Source organism: Clostridium lundense DSM 17049, assembly GCF_000619945.1.
GTDB classification, from domain to species: Bacteria; Bacillota; Clostridia; order Clostridiales; family Clostridiaceae; genus Clostridium_AO; species Clostridium_AO lundense.
In genome coordinates, this window is the sequence record NZ_JHVC01000019.1 from 31801 (window position 1) to 54961 (window position 23161).

22 protein-coding genes and 1 other annotated feature are annotated in these 23161 nt (G+C 28.9%); of the genes, 20 read left to right on the top strand and 2 right to left on the bottom strand.

The features are described from left to right. Window positions 1–4 precede the first annotated feature (4 nt). The 11 genes from T514_RS0117870 (at window position 5) to T514_RS0117925 (ending at window position 12493) form a co-directional block, all read left to right on the top strand. Window positions 5–889, top strand: a complete 885-nt coding sequence (locus T514_RS0117870) for a branched-chain amino acid ABC transporter permease (RefSeq protein WP_027626006.1) — start codon at window positions 5–7, stop codon at window positions 887–889. 12 nt (window positions 890–901) lie between these two features. Continuing rightward, window positions 902–1855 (top strand): branched-chain amino acid ABC transporter permease, encoded by a 954-nt coding sequence (locus T514_RS0117875; protein ID WP_034869596.1) that lies wholly within the window; start codon window positions 902–904, stop codon window positions 1853–1855. Beyond that, a complete protein-coding gene (locus tag T514_RS0117880) occupies window positions 1836–2606 on the top strand; it encodes an ABC transporter ATP-binding protein (protein WP_027626008.1) in 771 nt (256 codons plus the stop codon). Before T514_RS0117875 ends, T514_RS0117880 begins: the two co-directional genes overlap by 20 nt. Continuing rightward, window positions 2600–3304 (top strand): ABC transporter ATP-binding protein, encoded by a 705-nt coding sequence (locus tag T514_RS0117885; RefSeq protein ID WP_027626009.1) that lies wholly within the window; start codon window positions 2600–2602, stop codon window positions 3302–3304. Before T514_RS0117880 ends, T514_RS0117885 begins: the two co-directional genes overlap by 7 nt. 129 nt (window positions 3305–3433) lie before the next feature. Beyond that, a complete protein-coding gene (locus tag T514_RS0117890; RefSeq protein WP_027626010.1) occupies window positions 3434–4087 on the top strand; it encodes a TIGR00266 family protein in 654 nt (217 codons plus the stop codon). Window positions 4088–4255: 168 nt separating this feature from the next. Next, complete coding sequence (locus tag T514_RS0117895) at window positions 4256–4948, top strand: response regulator transcription factor (RefSeq protein WP_027626011.1); 693 nt, start codon at window positions 4256–4258, stop codon at window positions 4946–4948. A gap of 13 nt (window positions 4949–4961) precedes the next feature. Beyond that, window positions 4962–6446, top strand: a complete 1485-nt coding sequence (locus T514_RS0117900; protein WP_027626012.1) for a HAMP domain-containing sensor histidine kinase — start codon at window positions 4962–4964, stop codon at window positions 6444–6446. 116 nt (window positions 6447–6562) lie between these two features. Further along, window positions 6563–7873 carry a TolB family protein gene (locus T514_RS0117905; RefSeq protein ID WP_027626013.1) on the top strand — a complete coding sequence of 437 codons (1311 nt, stop codon included), beginning with the start codon at window positions 6563–6565 and terminating at the stop codon, window positions 7871–7873. Between the two features lie 99 nt (window positions 7874–7972). Next, complete coding sequence (locus tag T514_RS0117910) at window positions 7973–9610, top strand: M20/M25/M40 family metallo-hydrolase (protein WP_027626014.1); 1638 nt, start codon at window positions 7973–7975, stop codon at window positions 9608–9610. 118 nt (window positions 9611–9728) lie between these two features. Continuing rightward, window positions 9729–9933 (top strand) — a binding site (T-box leader). 51 nt (window positions 9934–9984) lie between these two features. Continuing rightward, window positions 9985–11298, top strand: coding sequence for a sodium-dependent transporter (locus tag T514_RS0117920; protein ID WP_027626015.1), 1314 nt, complete (start codon window positions 9985–9987; stop codon window positions 11296–11298). A 205-nt stretch (window positions 11299–11503) separates the two neighbouring features. After that, window positions 11504–12493, top strand: coding sequence for a YeiH family protein (locus T514_RS0117925; protein WP_027626016.1), 990 nt, complete (start codon window positions 11504–11506; stop codon window positions 12491–12493). Window positions 12494–12811: 318 nt separating this feature from the next. Here the strand turns inward: T514_RS0117925 and T514_RS0117930 are convergent, their stop codons facing one another. After that, window positions 12812–13606: a potassium channel family protein gene (locus T514_RS0117930; protein WP_242850629.1), complete on the bottom strand. Its 795-nt coding sequence runs from the start codon at window positions 13604–13606 to the stop codon at window positions 12812–12814. A gap of 236 nt (window positions 13607–13842) precedes the next feature. Between T514_RS0117930 and T514_RS0117935 the strand changes: the two genes are divergently transcribed. From T514_RS0117935 to T514_RS0117975, 9 genes are all read left to right on the top strand, one after another. Next, window positions 13843–14706, top strand: a complete 864-nt coding sequence (locus tag T514_RS0117935; RefSeq protein ID WP_027626018.1) for a response regulator — start codon at window positions 13843–13845, stop codon at window positions 14704–14706. Further along, window positions 14697–15161, top strand: a complete 465-nt coding sequence (locus T514_RS0117940) for a chemotaxis protein CheX (protein WP_027626019.1) — start codon at window positions 14697–14699, stop codon at window positions 15159–15161. The genes T514_RS0117935 and T514_RS0117940 overlap by 10 nt, the downstream gene beginning before the upstream one ends. Window positions 15162–15303: 142 nt before the next feature. Then, window positions 15304–16734: an MFS transporter gene (locus T514_RS0117945; protein ID WP_027626020.1), complete on the top strand. Its 1431-nt coding sequence runs from the start codon at window positions 15304–15306 to the stop codon at window positions 16732–16734. 222 nt (window positions 16735–16956) lie between these two features. Continuing rightward, window positions 16957–17652 carry a Crp/Fnr family transcriptional regulator gene (locus tag T514_RS0117950; protein WP_027626021.1) on the top strand — a complete coding sequence of 232 codons (696 nt, stop codon included), beginning with the start codon at window positions 16957–16959 and terminating at the stop codon, window positions 17650–17652. A gap of 16 nt (window positions 17653–17668) precedes the next feature. Next, on the top strand, window positions 17669–18418 hold the full coding sequence (locus T514_RS0117955; protein WP_027626022.1) for a nucleoside phosphorylase: 750 nt from the start codon (window positions 17669–17671) through the stop codon (window positions 18416–18418). Between the two features lie 22 nt (window positions 18419–18440). Further along, complete coding sequence (locus tag T514_RS0117960) at window positions 18441–19043, top strand: membrane protein (protein ID WP_027626023.1); 603 nt, start codon at window positions 18441–18443, stop codon at window positions 19041–19043. A gap of 66 nt (window positions 19044–19109) precedes the next feature. Then, complete coding sequence (locus T514_RS0117965) at window positions 19110–19877, top strand: energy-coupling factor transporter transmembrane component T family protein (protein ID WP_027626024.1); 768 nt, start codon at window positions 19110–19112, stop codon at window positions 19875–19877. Beyond that, window positions 19874–20722: an energy-coupling factor ABC transporter ATP-binding protein gene (locus tag T514_RS0117970; RefSeq protein ID WP_027626025.1), complete on the top strand. Its 849-nt coding sequence runs from the start codon at window positions 19874–19876 to the stop codon at window positions 20720–20722. The genes T514_RS0117965 and T514_RS0117970 overlap by 4 nt, the downstream gene beginning before the upstream one ends. Then, the gene (locus T514_RS0117975; protein WP_027626026.1) at window positions 20712–21524 is read left to right on the top strand and encodes an energy-coupling factor ABC transporter ATP-binding protein; all 813 of its coding nucleotides are present in this window, start codon (window positions 20712–20714) and stop codon (window positions 21522–21524) included. Before T514_RS0117970 ends, T514_RS0117975 begins: the two co-directional genes overlap by 11 nt. Window positions 21525–21550: 26 nt before the next feature. Here the strand turns inward: T514_RS0117975 and T514_RS0117980 are convergent, their stop codons facing one another. Further along, complete coding sequence (locus T514_RS0117980) at window positions 21551–22873, bottom strand: NCS2 family permease (protein ID WP_027626027.1); 1323 nt, start codon at window positions 22871–22873, stop codon at window positions 21551–21553. Window positions 22874–23161: the final 288 nt, after the last annotated feature.

The following is a 23161-nucleotide window of genomic DNA, read 5'->3' on the forward strand; positions in this document are numbered from 1 at the left end:
TTAAATGGATAAATTTTTACAGCAATTGTTTAATGGTGTTTCATTAGGAAGTATTTATGCTCTTATAGCACTTGGATATACTATGGTTTATGGAATAATTAATTTAATAAATTTTGCTCATGGTGATATATACATGTTGGGTGCATTTATAGGTTTTGCCATGACTGCACTATTTCATATAAGTTTTATACCTGCACTTATTATTTCTATGGTGGGTTGTTCTTTGATAGGCGTAATTATAGAAAAAGTAGCTTATAAACCTATAAGAAATTCTACTAGAATAGCAGCTCTTATAACAGCTATAAGTGTTTCGTTGTTTTTGGAATATGGGACTATGTATTTTGTTTCACCACAAACAAGAACTTTTCCGGAGGTGTTAAAGGGTAAACAAATTAGTTTATTTTCAGGAAAAGTACTTATAAATACAAAGGATGTTTATATTATTGTAATAACTGTGTTATTGATGCTTTTACTTCAATATATAATTTACAAAACTAAAGTTGGAAAAGCAATGAGAGCAGTATCTATAGATAGAGAAGCAGCGCAGCTTATGGGCATTAATGTGGATAGTACTATATCCTATACCTTTGCCATAGGTTCAGCTCTTGCAGGGGCAGCAGGAGTTTTAGTTGGAGTATACTACAATTCAATTGATCCTCTTATGGGGGTTTTACCTGGATTGAAAGCCTTTGTGGCAGCAGTTATAGGAGGAATTGGAATAATACCAGGTGCTATGTTTGGTGGAGTATTTTTAGGACTCACAGAAACTATGGTTAGTTCTTATGGAAACTCACTATACAAAGATGCAGTTGCTTTTGCAATACTAATTGTAATACTTATAATCAAGCCTAATGGGCTATTAGGTAAAAATGTAAAGGAAAAGGTATAAGGGGGAGATAGTTTGAAATGGTTAAATAAAAAAAATATTGCGTGTTTTATAGCTATAATTGCAGTTTATGTACTATCTCAATGGTTAATAAGCGGGGGCTATATTGACTCATATATATTACTTAATATAGTGTTAATCGGAATAAACATTATTTTGGCTGTAAGTTTAAACTTAATAACAGGATTTACGGGACAATTTTCATTAGGGCATGCTGCTTTTATGGCAGTTGGAGCTTATGTATCAGCTATTGTGACTGTAAAATTTAATTATCCCTTTACAATAGCAGTAATATTAGCAGCTGTAGCAGCAGCTTTTGTTGGATTAATAATTGGCATACCTACATTAAGACTAAAAGGAGATTATCTTGCTATTGCTACTTTAGGTTTTAGTGAAATAATTAGAATACTTCTTTTAAATATTGACTATGTTGGTGGAGCTAGCGGATTTAATGATATTCCTCAATATACTACTTGGACATGGATATATTTTGGAGTAATTGGTACTATAATTTTAATTAAAAATTTTATAAATTCTTATGCAGGAAGAGCATGTATTGCTATAAGGGAAGATGAAATAGCAGCAGAGGCTATGGGAATAAATACTACATTATATAAGGTGCTTTCTTTTGTTATAGGAGCATTCTTTGCAGGGGTTGCAGGAGCACTATATGCTAATTACTTCTATTTTATAAAGCCTAGTAACTTTGGGTTTATGAGATCTATAGATATTTTAGTAATAGTTGTTTTTGGAGGTATGGGAAGTATTGCCGGATCTGTAGTGGGGGCTATAGCTCTTTCAATAATATCTTTATTCCTTCAAAATATACCTGAACTAAGAATGGTAATATATGCAGTTATACTTTTCTTAATTATGGTGTACAGACCAGAAGGAATTTTAGGAAAGGTTGAGGGCAAGAAAAATTTATTTAAGAAAGGAGGAAAATTAAATGGCAGTGTTAACAATTAATAATTTGTCAAAGAGTTTTGGAGGTATAAAAGCTGTATCTAATATCAATATGATGATTGAAAAGGGGGATATCGTAGGACTTATAGGACCTAATGGAGCGGGGAAAACCACGTTTTTTAATCTATTAACTGGTATATATACACCTACAACTGGGAAAATTTCTTTTGAGGATTTACATTTAAACAATCTTACACCTTATAAGATTACTGATTATGGCATTGCAAGAACTTTTCAGAATATAAGATTGTTTAAAAATATGACGGTTATAGAAAATGTTATTCTAGGATTTCATAAAGACATTAAATATGGATTACTTTCTGGATTCTTAAAATTACCTTCTTTTTATAGAGAAGAAAAAAGAATATACGATGAGGCTTTGGAATTACTTAAAAAGTTTCAGCTAGATCATAAGAAAGATGAACTTGCTAAAAATTTGCCTTATGGTGAACAAAGACGCCTTGAAATAGTAAGAGCATTAGCTTCAAAACCAAGACTTCTTCTTTTGGATGAACCTGCAGCGGGAATGAATCCAAATGAAACAAAGGAACTTACAGAGCTTATAAGGTGGATTAAGGATAATTTTGATATTACTATTATTTTGATTGAGCATGATATGTCCCTAGTTATGAATATATGCGATAAATTATTTGTTTTGGATTATGGAACACTAATTGCAGATGGAGAGCCGGAAGAAGTAAAAAATAACGAAAGAGTTATCGAAGCTTATCTTGGGAGGAGTGCAGCATGCTAGAATTAAACAAAATCAATGTATTTTATGGGGGGATTCATGCACTTAAAGATTTATCAATTAAAGTAAATGAAGGTGAAATTGTTACGCTAGTAGGTTCCAATGGGGCTGGTAAAACCTCTATGCTTAAAACAATTTCAGGTATAGTAAAACCAAAGTCTGGAACTATGAATTATTTAGGAAAAGACATTACAAATTGTTCAGCATCTGAAATAGTAAAAATGGGAATAGCTCATGTTCCAGAAGGAAGAAGAGTGTTTGGAAATATGTCTGTAATGGAAAACCTTGAAATGGGAGCTTTTATAAGAAAAGATAAATCAGGAATTAAAGAAGATTATGAAAAGATATTTGAAAGGTTTGAAAGACTAAAAGAAAGAAGAAATCAAATGGCAGGAACTCTAAGTGGAGGAGAGCAGCAAATGCTTGCTATGGGAAGAGCATTAATGCTAAGACCTAAGCTGATTTTACTTGATGAACCTTCTATGGGACTTGCTCCTATAATGGTAGACGAGATATTTTCTATAATAAAAGAAATAAATGAAAGTGGAACTACAGTGTTATTGGTAGAACAAAATGCCAATATGGCACTATCCATAGCTCATAGAGCTTATGTAATTCAAACTGGTAATATAGCACTTGAAGGTAAAGCGTGTGACTTATTAAAAGATGAATCGGTAAAAAACACATATCTTGGAGGATAATAAAAAGTATATATCTAAGTTCAAATTTAAGATGTATTTAAGTAATATTTAAGGGGAGCTTAATTCAATATGATTTAAACATGTAGTAAAATTACTTTATAATTAAATTAACTTAGAGGTGTAATAAAAATGACAGAGAAATATGAACTATTATATGATAATACAAACAGGATATTAAAAATAAATACAGAATCAGGAGATGAATGTATAGTTGAATCTGGCGCAATGGTTTCAATGACTCCTAATTTTAAAATTAGTTCTCAAACTAATGGAATGAAAAAGGCATTAGGAAGACTTTTTTCAGGAGATTCATTCTTTATGCAAAAGTATAAAGCAGAAGGCAATGGAGAATTATTAATAGCTCCAGCTTTTTTAGGAGATATAAAGGCTATTGAAATGAATGGAAGTGAAAGATATAGATTAGGAAAATCCAGCTTTTTAGCAGCTATAGGACAAGTGAAAATGGATATAAAATCTGGTGGTTCTAAAGGATTTTTATCAGGAGAAGGACTTATACAAAAAGAAGCTTATGGTGTTGGTACATTGTTTATAAGTGCTTATGGTGCAATACATGAAATAAACCTAAATGAAGGTGAGCAGTATATAGTGGATTCAAACCATTTAGTGCTTTGGGATAGTAACATGGAATATACAGTAGAATTAGCAAATGGTTTTGTAGGTTCTATTACAGGAGGAGAAGGTCTTGTATGTAAATTTACTGGACCAGGTAGAATTTTAATTCAAACAAGAAATCCTCAAAATATGATGCAAAATAGTAAGTAATTTAAGTGGTTTGTAAGAGCATAATCTTACAAACCACTTTTTGTTTACAATTTGGCAATAATTTTCTGTATAATATTTCTATGAAGACATGTAAATGAAGTAATGCTGGTTATGAAATAAAATTTAGGATTTCAGTACCAAGAGTTAATAGTGAAGAAAGGTGATTTTATGAATAAAACCATACTTATTATAGAAGATGAAGAGGATATAAGGGATATTTTATCCCATTATCTTAAAAAGGAAGGATTTAATATTTTGGAAGCTGAGGATGGAGAAAAGGGAATAGAAATTGTAAAAAAAGAATTTGTAGATTTAATTCTTTTAGATTTAATGCTTCCTAATATGAGTGGATATGATGTATGTAGGGAAATAAGCAGTATATATAAAATTCCTATAATAATGCTTACAGCAAGAAATGACATTGTAGATAAAGTTTTAGGATTAGAACTTGGAGCAGATGATTATATTACTAAGCCTTTTGATATAAGAGAAGTTATAGCTAGGATAAAGGTATGCTTAAGAAGAATTGAAAGTTTAAATGAAATGGAATATGAAACTTCACAGGATATTATAAATTTAAAAAACAATATAAAAATATATGTGGAAAGTAGAGAGGTTTTCAAAGAAGAAACTATGGTAAAGTTAAAGCCAAAGGAGTTTGACCTCCTTTTAATATTGGCCAAAAATAAAAAAATAGTATTTTCTAGAGAAAAGTTGCTCCAAAAAGTTTGGGGGTATGATTTTGAAGGGGATAGCAGAACTGTAGATGTACATATACAAAGATTAAGAAAAAAATTAGATGAAGAAAATGGACTTTCTATAATAGAAACAGTTTTTGGAGTGGGATATAAAATGTTGTAAGGAGATAGATTTTATGAAGTTTTCTATAAGATATAAATTTATGGTTGGACTCATTATTATATTCTGTATAGGTTTTAATGTAATCAGCTTTTTTATGAATAAGATAATTGTAGATAATAGTAAAAGGATAATAAGTAAGGAATTTGCTACTAATAAAAAAGACTTAGATTTGTATCTAAGACAGTTTATGATGATGAATAATATTAAAAATAATGAGAAAGATTTTGAAGAACATATAAATGAAATTTCTGAAGCATTATCTTTAAAGTTAGATGACAGGGTAACATTTTATAAAAATAATGGACAACTACTTTTAGATACTGCCTATGCTGATGGGGATGTTTTAACATTTTATACTGTAGATAAAAATATTATAGATAATAAAGAGGATTTAAAAGCTGCTTTCACAGGGAAAAGTGCTTTCTCAATAATAAATTATGAAAATAATTATATAGTAGCTTTTGCGTTTCCTATAAATATGGATGGAAAAAATTTATGTATTATAAGATATTCAAAAGATTATTCGTATTTATTTCAACTTAATAGAAATCTTTTAGGAATAACAAAAAAAATGATACTTATAATTTTTATGTTAACTTGCATTTTTACTATATTGCTTAGTACTAAAATTACAATTCCAATAGTTAAATTAAGCAAAATTACCAAGGAAATATCTAAGGGGAATTTTAATTTAGATGTTAATATTAATTCTTCAGATGAAATAGGTGAGTTGGGAGAAAACTTTAATTTAATGAAAGAAAAGATAAAAGAACAGATAGAAATTATAAATAAGGATAGAGATAACTTGAAAATAATTGAAAGTCATAGAAAAACTTTTTTTGATAATGTTACCCATGAAATGAAAACACCTTTAACTATAATATCTGGTTATGCTCAAATGATATTAGATGATGGATATGAAGATAAAAAAATATTAAACAAAGGAGCTACAAAAATAAAAATAGAGAGTAATAGAATGCATAAAATGGTTTTGGATCTGTTAACTATGTCAAAATTAGAATCTTATGTAGAGATAAATAGAAAAGAAAAAATAGATATGGAAGAAGTAGTAAATGCTATCTGTGAAGATATGATGATAAAGGCTAATAAGTATAATATAAAAATAAAAAAGTGTATAGGAAAAGAAATATTTATATATGGCAACAAAGAAGAAATAAGAAGAATGATAATAAATATTATGGATAACTCCATAAAGTATGGAAACATAATGTCTACTATAAATATAGGTTTATATAGTGAAGAAAATTTTTGCTTTTTAACAGTGGAGGATGAAGGAAAAGGTATTCCTGAAGGTAAAATGCACAAGATATATGAGCCATTTTATAGGGTAGATAAAAGGGGAGAAAGAGAAAAGGGGAGTAATGGATTAGGGCTTACTATAGTTAAATCCATTATTGAAAATCATGAAGGAAAAATAAAAATAGAAAGTAGAGAAGGAATAGGAACTAAGGTTTACATAAGTATTCCACTTGTGTAAGTTTTTAAATCATATATGAAAAGTGTTTACAATTTGGCAACAACTGTTTATAAGTTAGAGATAACAGCAAATTATAATAAAACCATAATAAATATTAAATTATGGGAGGAAAGATCATGAAAAGTAACAAAAAATTATTGCTAATTAAAATTTCAATACCTGTTTTAGTGGTAGGAACATGTATTGGAGTAGAACATTTTATTAACACAAAAGCAGTAGGAATTTCAGAAAAACCAGTAATTATTGTTGAGGAATCAGTAAATTCAACAAATAGCAAACCACTTCAAGTTATTAATAAACAAGAATATAAAAATATACCAGGATTATATGAGGTCTATGGATTTTCAGAAAATGATGAAGTTATATTATCAATTGGAATGACTAAAGATGAACTTAAGAAAAAATATAAAGATTTTAAATTAGATAAGATGTCTAATGAGAAACGTGATAATTTTTATAAAGACCAATATGGAAATTTATGTAAGCTGAATTTAAACACTATGGAAAAAACTATTCTAAAAGATAATAATGAATATATAAATAATAATACTGTTAAGGCTGAAATCTCACCTGGAGGGAAGAATATTACTTATTTATTAAATGGCAAAAGTAAAATTTATAATTTGAAAACTGGTGAGATAAAAAGTTGTGGAATAAGTCATAATGATAATTGGACAGACGGAGTATGGTCTAAGGATGGAAATTTTATAATTAACTTTGCAGGAAATGGGCTTGAAATATATAATGTTAATGAAAATAAGGGAGAAGTTGTAAATATAAATAAAGAAGGATTTTATATAAGCGTAATACCAGGATTTTTTAGTGAAGATGGAAAGGATATTTATTTTATAGGAGAAGAAAAGGGACATAAAGGTGATGAAAGAAGACAAGGCATATATAAGCTAAATGTAGCTAGTAAAAAAATTGATCCAATTATGTTACTTCCTTATGTAGATAGAACAAAAAAAGATTTTATTGAAAACTGTATACCATCAGCACAGTATGAAATATTAAATAATGGTAAAAGCATACTATTGCAGGCTATCATTAATGGGGAAGATGGTACTTATATGTATGATGTAGAAAATAAAAAATTCAATAGAGTAATATCTCATATGAAAAGCAAAGAAGGAGGATTTTCTTCACCATGTTACTTATCTCCAGATAGAACAAAGGTTGTATATGTAAACAGAGGTAAAGAGAATGGTAAGGAATGCTGGAATTTATATGCTGCACGAATTAATGAAAATAATTTTACTAATAGAATCTGCTTAGCTAAAGATATAGATTTAGGTGGACGTGTACCTAATTGGGTTCAGTGGAGTCATGATGGCAAAAAAATAATGTTTTATAAAGCAGATACTAAATTCGAAGATAGGGTGGCCTATTCAGATAAAAATATTATAAATGTAATTACTATTAAATAGAGAGCAATTTTTTAAAATTAAGTATGGACATTTTCTAAATTAAATTTTAAAATGTATGGGGGTTAAATATATTGTACTAGTTATTTAGGAGGAAAGTTAATGAAAATTAAGGATAAAATAATGAATACACTATTGGAATTAGTTTCAGTACCTGGAATAGCTGGAACTGAATCAGAAGGATTAACAGCGGAAAAAATTTTAAATATATTACAAACCATACATTATTTTAATGAACATCCAGAAAATTTAAATATGATAAAAATACAGGGAGATCCTTTAAATAGAAGTTTTGTTAGTGCATTATTTTGTAGTTCCAAGCCTTCTAAAAAAACTATAATATTAACTGGACATTTAGATGTAGTTGATGTTGAGGATTTTGGTCATCTAAAAGAATTGGCTTTTAATCCTATTGAGCTTGAAAAAAGGATTAAAGAATTACCATTAAATAAAGAGGCAATAGAAGATTTAGAATCTGGAGACTATATATTTGGAAGAGGAACTGCAGATATGAAATTTGGACTAGCTCTTCATATGGAACTTTTAAGAGAGTTATCTTTAAGAGATGATTTTGAGGGTAATATATTATTTTTAGCAGTGCCTGGAGAGGAAAGTAATTCAGAAGGTATGCTAGCAGCTGTACCTCATCTTTTAGATTTAAATAAAAAGTTTGGATATGAATACATTGGATTACTTGTGTCAGAATGTTGTATTCCTAAGGAAATAGGAGATAATAAAAAACGCATATATTTAGGAACTTCAGGTAAGGTTATGCCTATGTTTTTATTTGTAGGGAAGGAAACACATGTGTATGAATCCTATAGTGGACTAAATCCAAATTTATTAGCAGGAGAGTTAAACAGACTATTAGAGTTAAATCCAGATTTTTGTGATAGTGATAGAGGAAATATTACACCTCCACCAACTTGTTTAAAACATATGGATTTAAAAGAATTATATTCTGTACAGACTCCTCTTATGGCAGCTTCCTATTATAATGTGTTAACTGTTAACTTAAATATAGAGGAGCTTATGGATAAATTAAAAAAAATATCTTTAGAGGCATTTAACAATACATTAGATATAATTGAGGAAAAGGTAAACAGATATGCTTCAATTTCTAGTAGAAATTCATTAAGAGAGAAAATTGAGCCTAAAGTTTTAACTTATGAAGAAATTTATAAAAAGGTTAAGGAGATAAAGGGAGAAGAATTTGATAAATATATTGAAGAGAAGATAGAGGGATGGAGAAAGGAAAATAAGGATCTTCAAACCATAGCTATAAATATAATGAAAGAAACTTATTTAAATTATCCAGATAAATCTCCTTCAATAATAATAGGTTTTGCTCCACCATATTATCCGGACAAGCATCTTAAAGAAGAAAAAAGTGGAGATAAGGTGCTTTTACAGGTAGTTGATAATGTTTTAAAGTATGCAAAAGATAATTTTGATACAAATATAGAAAAAGATCATTATTATATGGCTCTTTGCGATTTGAGTTATACAGGAGTGGAAAATAAAGAAGGACTTAATATTATAGCTTCAAATATACTAGGAATAAATAAGAGCTATAAACTACCTGTACAGGAATTAGGGCAGTTAGATATACCTTCTGTGGCATTTGGAGGTTTCGGAAAAGATTTTCATAAGCTTTCTGAAAGATTAAATATACCTTATTCTTTTGAAATTGTGCCTAATTTATATGAAAAAGCAATATATGATTTGTTTGAAAAATAAAACATTAAATGGTATACAAGTTGTATTATTTATGATATAATGGCAAATGTATTTTGTGATTTATATAAAATTATAAAGTTTAAAAATGTACAGAGTACTTTATATAATGTAGAATGGAAGAAAAACTATGAAGGAATTAGTAGCGGCTTTTGTGTATTATAAAGAGAGCATGATGGATAGTGAAAATCATGTGTTGCAAAGCAGGCGAATTACAATCTGGAGTTTTAATGTGAAAGCATTACGGATGTCATACGATATAATGACTTAAAGGCACAAAAAATTGTGTAAATTAAGGTGGTACCACGGGTTTTCTCGTCCTTACAAGGATTTGAGAAGACCCTTTTTATATTTTTAATACTTAGGAGGAAGGTAGCATGGCAGAAAGAGAAAGCTTTTCAAGCAAATTAGGCTTTATTTTATCTTGTTTAGGATCAGCAATAGGATTAGGAAATATATGGATGTTTCCTTGGAAACTTGGTCAGTTTGGAGGAGCAGCATTTTTAATTCCTTATTTTATATGCCTTTTTGTTCTTTGTACCACAGGACTTATAGGGGAATTTGCTTTTGGAAGATCAAGAAAAAGTGGTTCAATGCAGGGTATTAGTGAAGTTTTTAATGAAAATGGAAAAAGGTTTGGTAGAGTAGTAAGTGTAATTCCAACTCTATCTGTATTTGGAACCTTTGTATTTTATGGAGTAGTGGTAGGATGGGTATTTAGATATTTTTATGCCTCAATAAAAGGTGACTTTTTTAATGTGGATATATCAAATTACTTTACTTCATTTGCAGGAAGTAGCCAAACTATTAAGTGGCATTTTATAGCTATGATAGTTACTGTAGGTATAGTATTACTTGGAGTTATCAAAGGTATTGAATTAATGAATAAAATTATGATGCCAGCACTTTTTATAATTTTTACAGTGCTTTTAATTAGGACACTTACTTTGCCAAATGCAATTGAGGGAGTTAAATATTTGCTTATACCTAGATGGGAATATTTATTTAAACCTATAACCTGGGTAATGGCATTAGGACAAGCATTTTTTTCTGCTTCACTTAATGGAGCGGGTATGGTTGTATATGGAAGTTATTTAAAGAAAGATGTAGATATACCTAATGCAGCGCTCCAAGTGGCAATATTTGATGCTGTTTCTGCAATATTAGCAGCTTTTATAATTATACCAGGAGCATTTGCTTTTGGATTAGATCCAGGATCAGGACCATCACTACTTTTTATAACTATGCCTCATATTTTTAAGTCTATGCCTTTTGGATATTTGTTTGGAATATTATTTTTCCTTAGTATAATATTTGCTGCAATATCTTCTATAATCAATATGTTAGAGGCAAGTACGGAAGCATATATGAGTTTCTTTAAAACTGAAAGATTTAAATCTAGTTGTATAGTTACTATTGTAGCTTTTATCATTGCGATACCATTAAATTTAAGCATGGCTAGATTTGGAGCATGGGCGGATTTTATAACAATTTATTTAGCGCCATTAGGTTCAATAATTGCATCTATATGTTTTTTCTGGGTTTATGGTATGGATAAGGCTATGGAAGAAATAAATTTAGGAGTGGAAAGGCCGTTAGGAAGATGGTTTATACCTTTAGCTAAGTATGTATTTGTATTTTCAGGTATTTTAGTTTTAATATTTGGAGTTATATATAATGGAATAGGGTAGTGAATTTAGTTAAGAATTGAGAGTGGAGAATTGTAAAAGAGGTTATCTTTTGAAAAAGTTTAAATATAACTTTTTAAGAGATAACCTTTTTGTTTTTATACCTATCATAAGTAAATGCTTATGGTAAATATAAAATAATAATATTTTAATTTTGTATGATTTTAAATTATACTTAATTAAGTAAACAGCATTTAGGAGGTATCATATGAGAAATTTAAAAGAAATATGCCCAGGAGTTATTTTAAGTTTTATAATTGCAGTAATTGCTACTATACTTGGTGAAAAGTGGCCTATTATTGGAGGAGCAGTTTTTGGTATTTTAATTGGAATTATTATTAATAATACTATAGGTAAACCAGAGAAGAGTAAAAAAGGAGTAACCTTTGTATCAAAAAAAGTTCTTCAATGGTCAATAATTTTATTAGGGGCTGGTCTTAGCTTTACTCAAGTAAAGAGTACAGGACTAGAATCATTATCTGTAACTGTAGTAACTATAACAGTAGCTTTTGTATCTGCATTTCTAATTGGAAAACTTCTAAAAATTCCAAACAACTTAAAATCACTTATAGGAGTAGGGACAGCTATATGTGGTGGTTCAGCTATTGCTGCAGTATCTCCAATAATTGAAGCAGATGATATGGAAATTGCATATTCTATATCTACTATATTTTTATTTAATATAATGGCAGTGTTAATATTTCCACCACTTGGACATATGTTAAATCTTACGGATAAGGGTTTTGGATTATGGGCAGGTACTGCTATAAATGATACATCTTCCGTGGTAGCGGCAGGATATATATTTAGTAATGCAGCAGGAGAGTTTGCAACTATTGTAAAACTTACAAGAGCAACACTTATAATTCCTATATCTTTAATATTTGCTATGATTACTGCTTATAAAAAGAAAAAGGAATCTAACTTTAATTTAAGAAAAATATTTCCTTGGTTTATATTATGGTTTTTAGTAGCTTCAATTTTAAATACTTTAGGAGTATTTCCAAAGAGTTTAATTCCACATATAACAAGGCTAGGAAAGTTTATGATAGTTATGGCTTTATCAGCAGTAGGACTTAGTGCTAATTTTAAGGATATGATAAAATCAGGTTTAAAGCCTGTATTATTAGGACTTATAGTTTGGTTTAATGTTGCTATTTCTAGTTTATTAGTGCAGCATTTTATGGGACAACTTTAGAAAATTACGAAGTAATTTTTTAGAGTACAGAGCAAAGAGTACAGATGAGGAGAAATTTTCTCCATGTGAAAATAAGTTTTCATTTATTAAATAGAGTTTCTAAACTACACACTATTCGTGGCATGAAGGGATTAATGAATAGTGTGTAGTTTATTATTGAATTAAGAGTAAATATCATAATTTAATGCCATAAAAACTTAGTCGATAGACTGCAAGATTAGCTAATTTAGGAATTTGATTTAATAATCACTATCTCTGTACTTTGTGCTTTGTTATCTGTACTCTAAAAAAATGGTCACAATTTTTTAAAAATGAGTATTACTCATTTTTAAGCCCTCTCAACACCTTACATATATTATCCACGTCTTCATTAGATAATGAATCAAAGTGATCTAACTTGTTTTTTATATTCTTTATAGTTTCTGATTTATAAGTTATGCCTTTATTTTTTCCCTTATTTATAAAAAATGTAGCTATAGTTCCAGTAAGCATACTTAAAAAGCTTATTCCAGTGAGCATTAAAAATACTGCTATAAGTCTTCCTAGGGTTGTCTTAGGCGAAAGATCCCCATATCCTACTGTTGTAGCTGTTACAAAGGACCACCAAAGAGCGTTACCAAAAGACATATTTTCAGAAAGATGTATACCTAAGGCACCAAGTAGTAATATACTTAAAGTAATCCATAATATATAGTTGAAATTATTTGTTTTTAGGAAATTATCTATATTTCTTCTAAATTTATAGTAGAACGCTATCATTTTGATAATTTTTATTATTTTAAGAAATCTAACTAAACGGGCCATCTTTAGTGACTGAAAAAGAGGGTCAATAGGTACAATAGCTATTAGATCAACTATATTTTTTATAAAGAACTTCTTTTTATTCTGCGAAAAAATAAATCTTGTAAAGTAATCTATAGTAAAAATAAATATTATTACATCATTTACAATATCTAATGTATGTTTTTCCCATAGGGTTAGTCCGTGAGATACAAAGAATACAATTGTTATTAAAAGACAAATTAAAGATAATATAGCCATTATAATTTCATATATTATTAAATATTTTTTGTCATTTTTCATTGTGTAAATTAGTTTTTGTAAAGATTCCATTGTCAAATTCCCTCCAAATATACTATATAAAAATATATTATATTGTAATTGATGTTGGAGTCAAATATATTTTTAAAAAATATAAATAATAGAATTAAAAATATTATTTAATATATTATAAAAAATATAGACTAACAAAGCACAAATAAAGTATAATTAAAACATAATATGTAGAAAAATAGGGTAAATATGCAACTTGAATTAACAAATATTTTATAATGTGGAAGGTGAGTTAAATGAAAAAATTAAGAATTGCAATTGTTGATGACTCCCAATTTTCAATAAGTATTCTAAAAGATATATTAGAAGAAAGTGGACATGAAGTGGTTGGTTGTGCTACATCATTGCAGGAAACTATTGAATTAATGACAGAAAAAAAGCCGGATTTAGTAACTATGGATATGACACTTCCAGGAACAGATGGCTTAGAGTGTACTAGAGCTATTCATAATATTGATAAAAATATAAAAGTTATAATTGTAAGCTCTATGATGGATGATGAGATTGTAAAAGAGGCCAAGGAAAATAAAGTGGCAGGATATGTGCAAAAGCCTGTAGATGCTGAAGAACTTATTTCTGTAATAGATGGTATAATGTTTGAAGAACAATTGTTTAATATTTTAAAAGAAATGAATTTTATGGTATTTAAAGAGGCTTTTTCAAACAATCTTAATAGGCTCACTAAAACTATACCTTCATTCTGCGATGAAAGTAGTTCAGGTAAAATAGAAATTTCAAATGGTATATCAGTAGTAGTTGGAATTATAGGAAAATATGCTGGAAGAATGATAATGGATTTATCTTATGAAACTGCTAATAATATGGCAAAAGCTATTTTAAAAAGAGAAGCTAAGGATATGGATGAATGTTTAGCAATGGTAGGAGAATTAGCTAATATTGTGGCAGGAAATGCATGTTCAATGCTTAACCGCAAAAATAAGGCATATGGATTACGTGTAGCTCCTCCTACAGTATTTCATGGTGATTCCTTGAAGATATCAAATGCTTTCTTGCCAACCACTTCTGTTATTGGTAAAACTGTTTTTGGAGATATATATTTAAATGTTGGTTTCAAAAGAGGTGAAGAGCAATGGATGTAAATTTAGTTAATCCATTTATTGAATCAGTTTATTCAGTAATGCCACAACTTGGCTTTAGTAATGTTGAAAAACGTAAAGTGGATGTAAAAGAAAAAAAGATTCAGAGTGCAGGTGTTCTTATAAATTTAGGTATTGTAGGAGATATTAAGGGTAACGTTATTTATGGGATGGATATAGAAAGTGCTAAAAAAATTGCATCAAAAATGATGATGGGTATGCCTGTAAATGATTTAGATGATATGGCACAAAGTGCTTTATCGGAACTTTCAAACATGCTCACTGCTAATGCAAGCATAAATTTTTCAAATATAGGTACAAGCATAAATATATCTACACCTACCTTAATTTATGGAGAGAAAATTGAAGTTAAAGTTAATACAGACAAAGCTTTATGTGTAGAGTTGCTGGTAGATAGCATTCCAATTGAAATTAATGTAGCTTTTGATAATGTTTAATGTATTATATTATTTGACATACTAGGTAATTATCTAGTATGTTTTTTATTGTAGATAAAAGTGTAGTTCACTTTTTTATTTGGGTTAGTATATAATTAAGTATGTTTTTACCATACTAAAGAGGAAAGGAGATAATATTATTATGGCAGAGAATATACAAAGCGATGAGTATAAAAATAGATGGCTCATATTAGCTATTGTAGTAATGCAGCCTTTTATGGCCTGTCTAGATAGTAGTATAGTAAATGTAGCATTGCCTATTATGTCTAAAAAATTGTCTGTTTCTATGGCTTCAATAGAATGGGTAGTTACTAGTTATCTTATAATTATATCTGCTACTATTTTAATCTTTGGAAGATTAGGAGATATAAAAGGAAAGACAACAGTTTTTAAATATGGATTAATAATATTTGCATTTGGTTCATTGTTATGTGGAATATCTTCTGATTTAAGATTTTTAGTCTTTTCTAGGGTGGTGCAGGCAATAGGCGCTGCTATGACTATGGCAACTAATCAGGGTATAATAACTCAGGTTTTCCCGGGAAATGAAAGAGGAAGGGCATTAGGCATTTCAGGAACATTTGTAGCATTAGGAACACTTGTAGGTCCACCTTTAGGAGGATTTATAATATCAATACTTAGTTGGCAATATATATTTTTAATTAATATACCTGTAGGTATTATTACGTTTATATTTGCTATAAAAGTTCTTCCTAAAACCAGTAAGAAGAAAGAGGAAGGGTTAGATATTAAAGGAGCAGTATTGTTTTTTATTTTTGTTGTAACTTTATTTTCAAGTATGATTATTGGACAGCATATTGGATATGAAAATACATATATAATTATAAGTTTTATAATTTCAATTATATCTTTTATAGTATTTGTTTTAATTGAGAACAAAGTTAATCAACCTTTATTAGATTTTACTATATTTAAAAACAGAGTGTTTTCTATAAATGTACTATGTGCATTTATATCTTTTACTGCTTTAAGTTGTGTAAATATAATACATCCTTTTTATTTACAAGATGTGTTAAAGTTTTCTCCTGCTAAGACAGGAATGATTATGACAGTATACCCGGTAACACTTACTTTAGTAGCTCCAATTAGCGGACATTTGTCAGATAAAATTGGAAGTAAAATATTAACTTTAAGTGGACTTTTAGTTGTAACTATAGGATTTATATTTATGTCTAATCTAAAAGAAATTTCTAGTGTTTATACTATAGTTATATCAGTTGGATTATTAGGTATAGGAAATGGACTTTTTCAGTCTCCTAATAACTCTCTTGTTATGTCTACTGTTCCAAAGCATAAACTAGGTATTGCTGGTAGTGTAAATGCATTAGTAAGAAATTTAGGTTTTGTATTTGGAGTATGTGCAGCTACTACTATTTTATATAATAGAATGAGTTATAAAATAGGATATAAAGTGTTGAGTTATGTTCAAGGCAGAGGAGATGTGTTCATTTATGCTATGAGAATAGTTTACATTTGTGCATGTACAATTTGTGTTATAGCTTTTATTTTATCCTTAATTGATAAGTTAAAGCCTAATGTAAATAGAGAGTGATTTTATTAATGGAAGATTATAGATAGTATATAGAATTTAAATAAAGTGCTATATAAATTTAATATTTGTATAGCGATTTTGCACAATACTTAAGAATATTTAAGTATTGTGTTTTATTTTGTGATGAAAAGGAATTATTTAGTATATAATTATAATAGTGATTAGGACATTTGTCCTTTATGAAAAGGTTTAAAAATTCTATTATTAAAGAGGAGAGAGAAAATGAATATATATAAAGTAGTACAGATTATAGAGAGTACCCCTGAAATATATAATATGTTAAAGTATTGTCCTTATGACATACTTAAAAGATGGGAAATTAAAAAGTATGACAAAGACTGCGTTATACTGAATCAAGGGGAAATTTATGATTATTTTTATATAATCGTTGATGGAATTGCAGACGTTTTTGTCATGTCTGAAAATGGGAAAAGATACTCTCAGTCAATATATAATAAGGGGAATTTCATAGGGGAACTTGAAATATTTAATAGAGTGCCTTTTAGCTGTTCTATAGAAGCTATAACTGATCTTACTGTTTTGCAGCTTAAAAGGGAATATTTTTTAAGATGGATAGAAGTGGATAGAAATATTAGTGAATACATAACTAAAACTTTATGTAGTGAATTTTACAGGTTATCTAAAAAAGCAGCTCAAGATACACTATATCCACTAAAACAAAGATTGTGTAAGTATTTATTGGATTCCATAGATAAAAATATAAACAAAAAATATGATATAGCAATAAATATTAAAAAAGATAAATTAAGCAGCCAACTAGCTGTAACTGAAAGAAGTATTAACAGAGTTTTACATAGCTTAAAAGAAAAAAGCATAATAAATGTAAACAATAACACTATAATAATTAAGGATTTAGACAAGCTAGAAAATGAAGAAGAAGTTAGTAGAATTTATTAAATTGGAGGTAGGATAAATGGAACAATATGAGCCACATATTAGATGTTCAAAAGATGCTAATGTAAAGTATGCAATAGTACCGGGAGATCCTAAAAGAGTAGATAGAGTTAAGGAGTTTTTAGAAGAGCCTAAAGAAATAGCAAATAATAGAGAGTTTAAATCTGTAGTTGGATATTATAAGGGAGTAAAAGTGATAGTTACTTCTACGGGAATAGGTGGTCCCTCTACTGGAATTGCAGTTGAAGAACTAAAAAATATAGGAGTAGATACTATTATACGAATAGGTAGTTGTGGAGCACTTCAAGATAATATTAAATTAGGAGATTTAATAATAGGTACTGCAGCTGTAAGAGATGAGGGAACTTCTAAAACATATGTAGAAACTGAATATCCTGCTGTTGCGGATTTTAAAGTTGTTCAAAGTTTGATAGAAAGTGCAAAAGAACAAAAATTTGTATATCATCATGGTGTTATAAGAAGTCATGATAGTTTTTATACTGATGAAGAAGAAAATATAGATAATTATTGGAAAACAAAGAATGTTCTTGGGGCAGATATGGAAAGTGCAGCTTTATTTGTAATAGGAAGATTAAGAAATATTAAAACAGCTTCTATACTAAATGTAGTAGTAGAAAGTGACGGAAATTTAGAAAGTGGTATAAATGAATATGTAGATGGAGATAACGATTCTATGGATGGAGAGAAAAAAGAAATATTGACAGCATTGGAGGGAATTGTAAAATTAAATAGTGGGAAAACATTATAATTAGATATAAGGAGGAGTAATAATGAGTAAAAAAAGTATGTGGTCATTTAAACTTTCTACAGCTTCATTGGTGCTTATACCAGCAGCCGTTGGAATTAACTACATCGGAAAGTTATTTGCAGGTGTGCTAAAACTTCCGTTATGGCTGGATGCAATTGGAACTATGTTAGCAAGTATGATGGCTGGGCCAATTGTTGGAGCAATTAGTGGAGCTATAAACAATATTATTTATGGATTAACTATGGATCCTATTTCGTTCATTTATGGATTAACAAGTGTTGCTATTGGAATTGTTGTGGGTATTTTTGCGTATAAAGGATTCATAAGTAATATAGGAAAAGCAATAATTACAGGATTGATTGTTGCTTGTATAGCTGCTGTTGTTTCAACACCAATTAATATAGCTTTTTGGGGAGGACAAACAGGCAATGTATGGGGAGATGCATTATATGCAGTTTTAATTGCAAAAGGATCTCCAGTGTGGATAGCTTCTTTTTTAGATGAATTAGTGGTTGATTTACCAGATAAAGTAGCTACTCTTGTAATAAGTTATGGTATATTTAAAGGCCTTCCAAGTAAGCTTACAATTTTGTATAGCAATAAAGATGAAATTCAAAAACTATAATTAGTTTAGTAAAAATACATTTGTAATATTACAAATGTATTTTTAAAATTTGAAAGGGTGAAAAGGGTGAAAGCATTAAGTTTGTATGAAGATAAGGAATCATTTATTCATAAAGTTGATCCTATAAGTAAAATTTTTTATATAATTACAATGATTGCAGTTACATTAATAATACCAACTAAGACTTCAGCGGCTATATGTATGTTTGCAAGTATAGTTTGTCTAATTATTGGTAAAGTATTCAAGAAGGTTATACCAATAATAAACTTTAGTTTAATAATACTTTTATCAATAATTATAATACAAGGATTGTTCAATTCATCAAATAAGACTCCATTATTTAATTTAGGAAATGTTACTTTTTACAAAGAAGGATTAATGTACGCACTATTAATATGCTTAAGAGTTATAAATATATTAAGTGCTTTTGCCATACTTGTTTTAACTACTAAACCTTCAGATTTAATAGAAGCTTTAGTAAGAAAGGGATTGTCAGCAAAAATAGGCTATGTTTTGAGTTCAGTACTTCAAATAATACCACAAATGACATCTACTATGGAAACAATAATGGATGCTCAAAGGTCTAGGGGAATGGAGACAGAAGGAAAATTAAGTACAAGAATTAAAGCTTTCTTTCCACTCATAGGACCTGTTGTAATGAATTCTCTTATTGCCACAAGGGAAAGATCAATGGCTTTAGAGGTTAGAGGATTTAACGCAAGTAATAAGAAAAGTTTTTTAAATGATCAGAAGTATGGTAATTTCAATACAGTTATAAGAATAGTATTATTTGCAGCAATAATTTTATCTATTATATGGAGGGTTGTTTTATGAAAAAGATAATTGTAGAAAATTTAAAATATAAATATCCATTGACAGAAGAGCTGGCATTAAAGGGATTATCTTTTGAAGTAGAACAAGGAGAATTTATAGGGATAATAGGAGAAAATGGTTCAGGAAAATCTACCCTATGTCAAGCCTTAACGGGTTTGGTACCAAATTTTTTTAAGGGTGCTTATGGAGGAAGGGTTTTAGTAGATGGATTAGAAGTGAGTAAAACATCAATAAGTGAGCTATCAGTAAAGGTAGGCATAGTGTTCCAAAATCCTTTTACACAAGTTACAGGTTCTAAACTTACAGTTTATGAAGAAATTGCTTTTGGACTTGAGAATATGGGATTGTCAAGAGAAGAAATGATTGAAAGAATAGATTATTCTTTAAAATTACTAAACATATACAAGTTTAAGGATAGAAATCCATTTGATTTATCTGGAGGGCAAATGCAGAGAATGGCTATAGCAAGCATAATAGCAATGAAGCCGGATATAATAGTTTTAGATGAGCCAACCTCTCAATTAGATCCTCAAGGTTCAGAGGAAGTTTTTAAAGCTGTATATGATTTAAGTAAAGAAGGAATGACAGTTATAATGGTTGAGCATAAAATAGAAAAGATAGCTCAGTATTCTGATAGGGTTATGCTTTTATATAATGGTGAGATTGTAAATTTTGATAAGCCAGTAAAGATATTTTCAAGAGATGATTTGAGAAAGTATGGAGTAAAAGAACCTGCTTTTACAGAAATATGTAGAAATCTCAATATTAAAAATCCTAATACAGGATATTATCCAATTACTCTAAATGAAGCTTATGATTTGGTGGTGAACAATAATGGAGAGTAAAATAGCAATAAAAGATTTACATTTTTCATATACCCCACAAGAAGAAATATTAAAAGGAATAAATTTAGAATTTGATAATAGAAGTACTGCAATAATTGGACAAAATGGAGCTGGTAAAACTACTTTTGTAAAGCTACTTAAGGGATTATTAAAACCAACTAAGGGAAATATTATTGTAAATGGTATAGATACAAAAGAAAGTACTGTAGCTAATTTGGCATCTTATATAGGACTTGTGTTTCAAAATCCTAATGATCAAATATTTAAAAACAAGGTAATAGATGAAGTAATGTTTGGACCTTTAAATATAGGACAAGATAATGAGAAAGCTAAGAAGATTTCAATTGAGTCTTTAGAAATGGTTGGACTTAAAGATAAAATAGATGCAAATCCATATGACCTTACATTATCTGAGAGAAAGTTGATTAGCATTGCTTCAATAATAGCAATGGATACGGATGTTATAATTTTTGATGAACCAACTATAGCTCAGGATTATACAGGAAAAGAAAAAGTTAAAGAAATAATAAATAATTTAAAGGGAAAAGGTAAACTTGTAATAACTATAATACATGATATGGATTTTGTAGCAGAAAATTTTGAGAGAACCCTTGTGTTTAATCAAGGAAAAGTTCTTTTTGATGGAGATACTAGGGAAGTTTTTTCACATGATGAGGAATTAAAAAAGGCGTATTTAGAATTACCTCATGTAACTCAGTTATGTAAAAAACTTGGATACAAAGAAGTTTTTTTAACAGTAAAAGAGTTTATAGATTATAAACAAAATACTAAAGGCAGGTAAAAAATTACCTGCCTTTATGGTTTTATTTATATGAAAAATTTAAGGATAAATAACGCTGCTATTATATAGGTTGCTACGGATACCTCTTTAGCTTTATTTGTAAATACCTTTAATAATACATATGAAATAATACCAAATATTAATCCATCGGAAATACTATAAGCTAAAGGCATCATTATTATAGTAAGAAAAGCTGGAATAGCTTCTGTAAAATCTGTAAAATCTATTTCTTTTATTGGGGACATCATAAATAATCCTACTAATACTAATGATGGTGCAGTAGCTGCAGCTGGGATCATTAAAAATAATGGTGATAAGAATAATGCCAGTATAAACATTACTGCAGTAGATACAGCAGTAAGACCAGTTTTACCACCAGCGGCTACTCCTGAAGCACTTTCTAAAAATGTACATACAGTACTTGTACCAAAACATGAACCTAATGTAGTTCCTATAGCATCGGAAAGTAAAGCCTGTTTTGCTCTTGGTACATTTCCAAATTCATCTATCATTCCAGCTTTAGTAGATACTCCTACCAAAGCTCCAACAGTATCAAACATATCCATAAACAATAAAGTAAATAATGCTATAAACATATCTTTACTTAATATATGATTCCATTCAAACTTTAAAAATATAGGACTTATGCTTGGTGGTGCACTTACAAGAGCTGATGGAAGCTTTGTGATTCCCATAGGAATTCCTATAATAGTTGTAACAATAATGCCTATAAGTAAAGCTCCTTTTATATTTCTTGCAAGTAGAATACCAGTTATTACAATACCTATAATTGCAAGTAATGGAACAGGATCAAGTATATTTCCTAAAGCTAGTATAGTCCCAGATTTAGGATGTAATACTATTTTGGCATTTTCAAGTCCAATAAAAGCTATGAAAAGTCCAATTCCCACAGAAATAGCTTTTTTTACATTGTCTGGTATAGATCCAATTATAGCTTCACGAACATTAAATGCTGTAAGTATAATAAACAATATTCCTTCTAAAAATGCTGTGGTTAATGCAAATTGCCAAGTATGTCCCATACCAATAACCATGGTATAAGCGAAAAAAGCATTAAGTCCCATACCTGGTGCTTGAGCAAAAGGTAATTTTGCATATAATCCCATTAAAAGAGTTGAAACTATTGCAGCTAATGCAGTAGCTGTAAATACAGAACCAAAATTCATTCCAGCATCTGATAGAATGCTAGGATTAACTACTAATATGTATGACATAGTCATAAAGGTAGTAATTCCTGCTAAAATTTCAGTTTTTACTGTAGTTTTGTTTTCATTTAGTTTAAAATATGATTCTAAAAAACTTTGTTGTGAATTAACTGATGATTTCATAGTATACTCCTTTGCAGTTTGTTATATATTTTGCTTTGAATATTTTAGTGAATTTAGCACTTGTACATATTAGCAAATACGAACGTTAAAGTCAATATGATTTGCGAATGTTATTAGAATTTTTTATATGTATCCTCTGTATTAGTACAGATAAATACACATATTTGGTTTTAATAAATGTTCGTATGCTTTAAAATTAAATATAGACAAAAAATTTACATTGTATTAAAAGATTTTTCTTTGGATATAAGATATAATAAGTATTATGGTATATTTTAGATAAAAGAG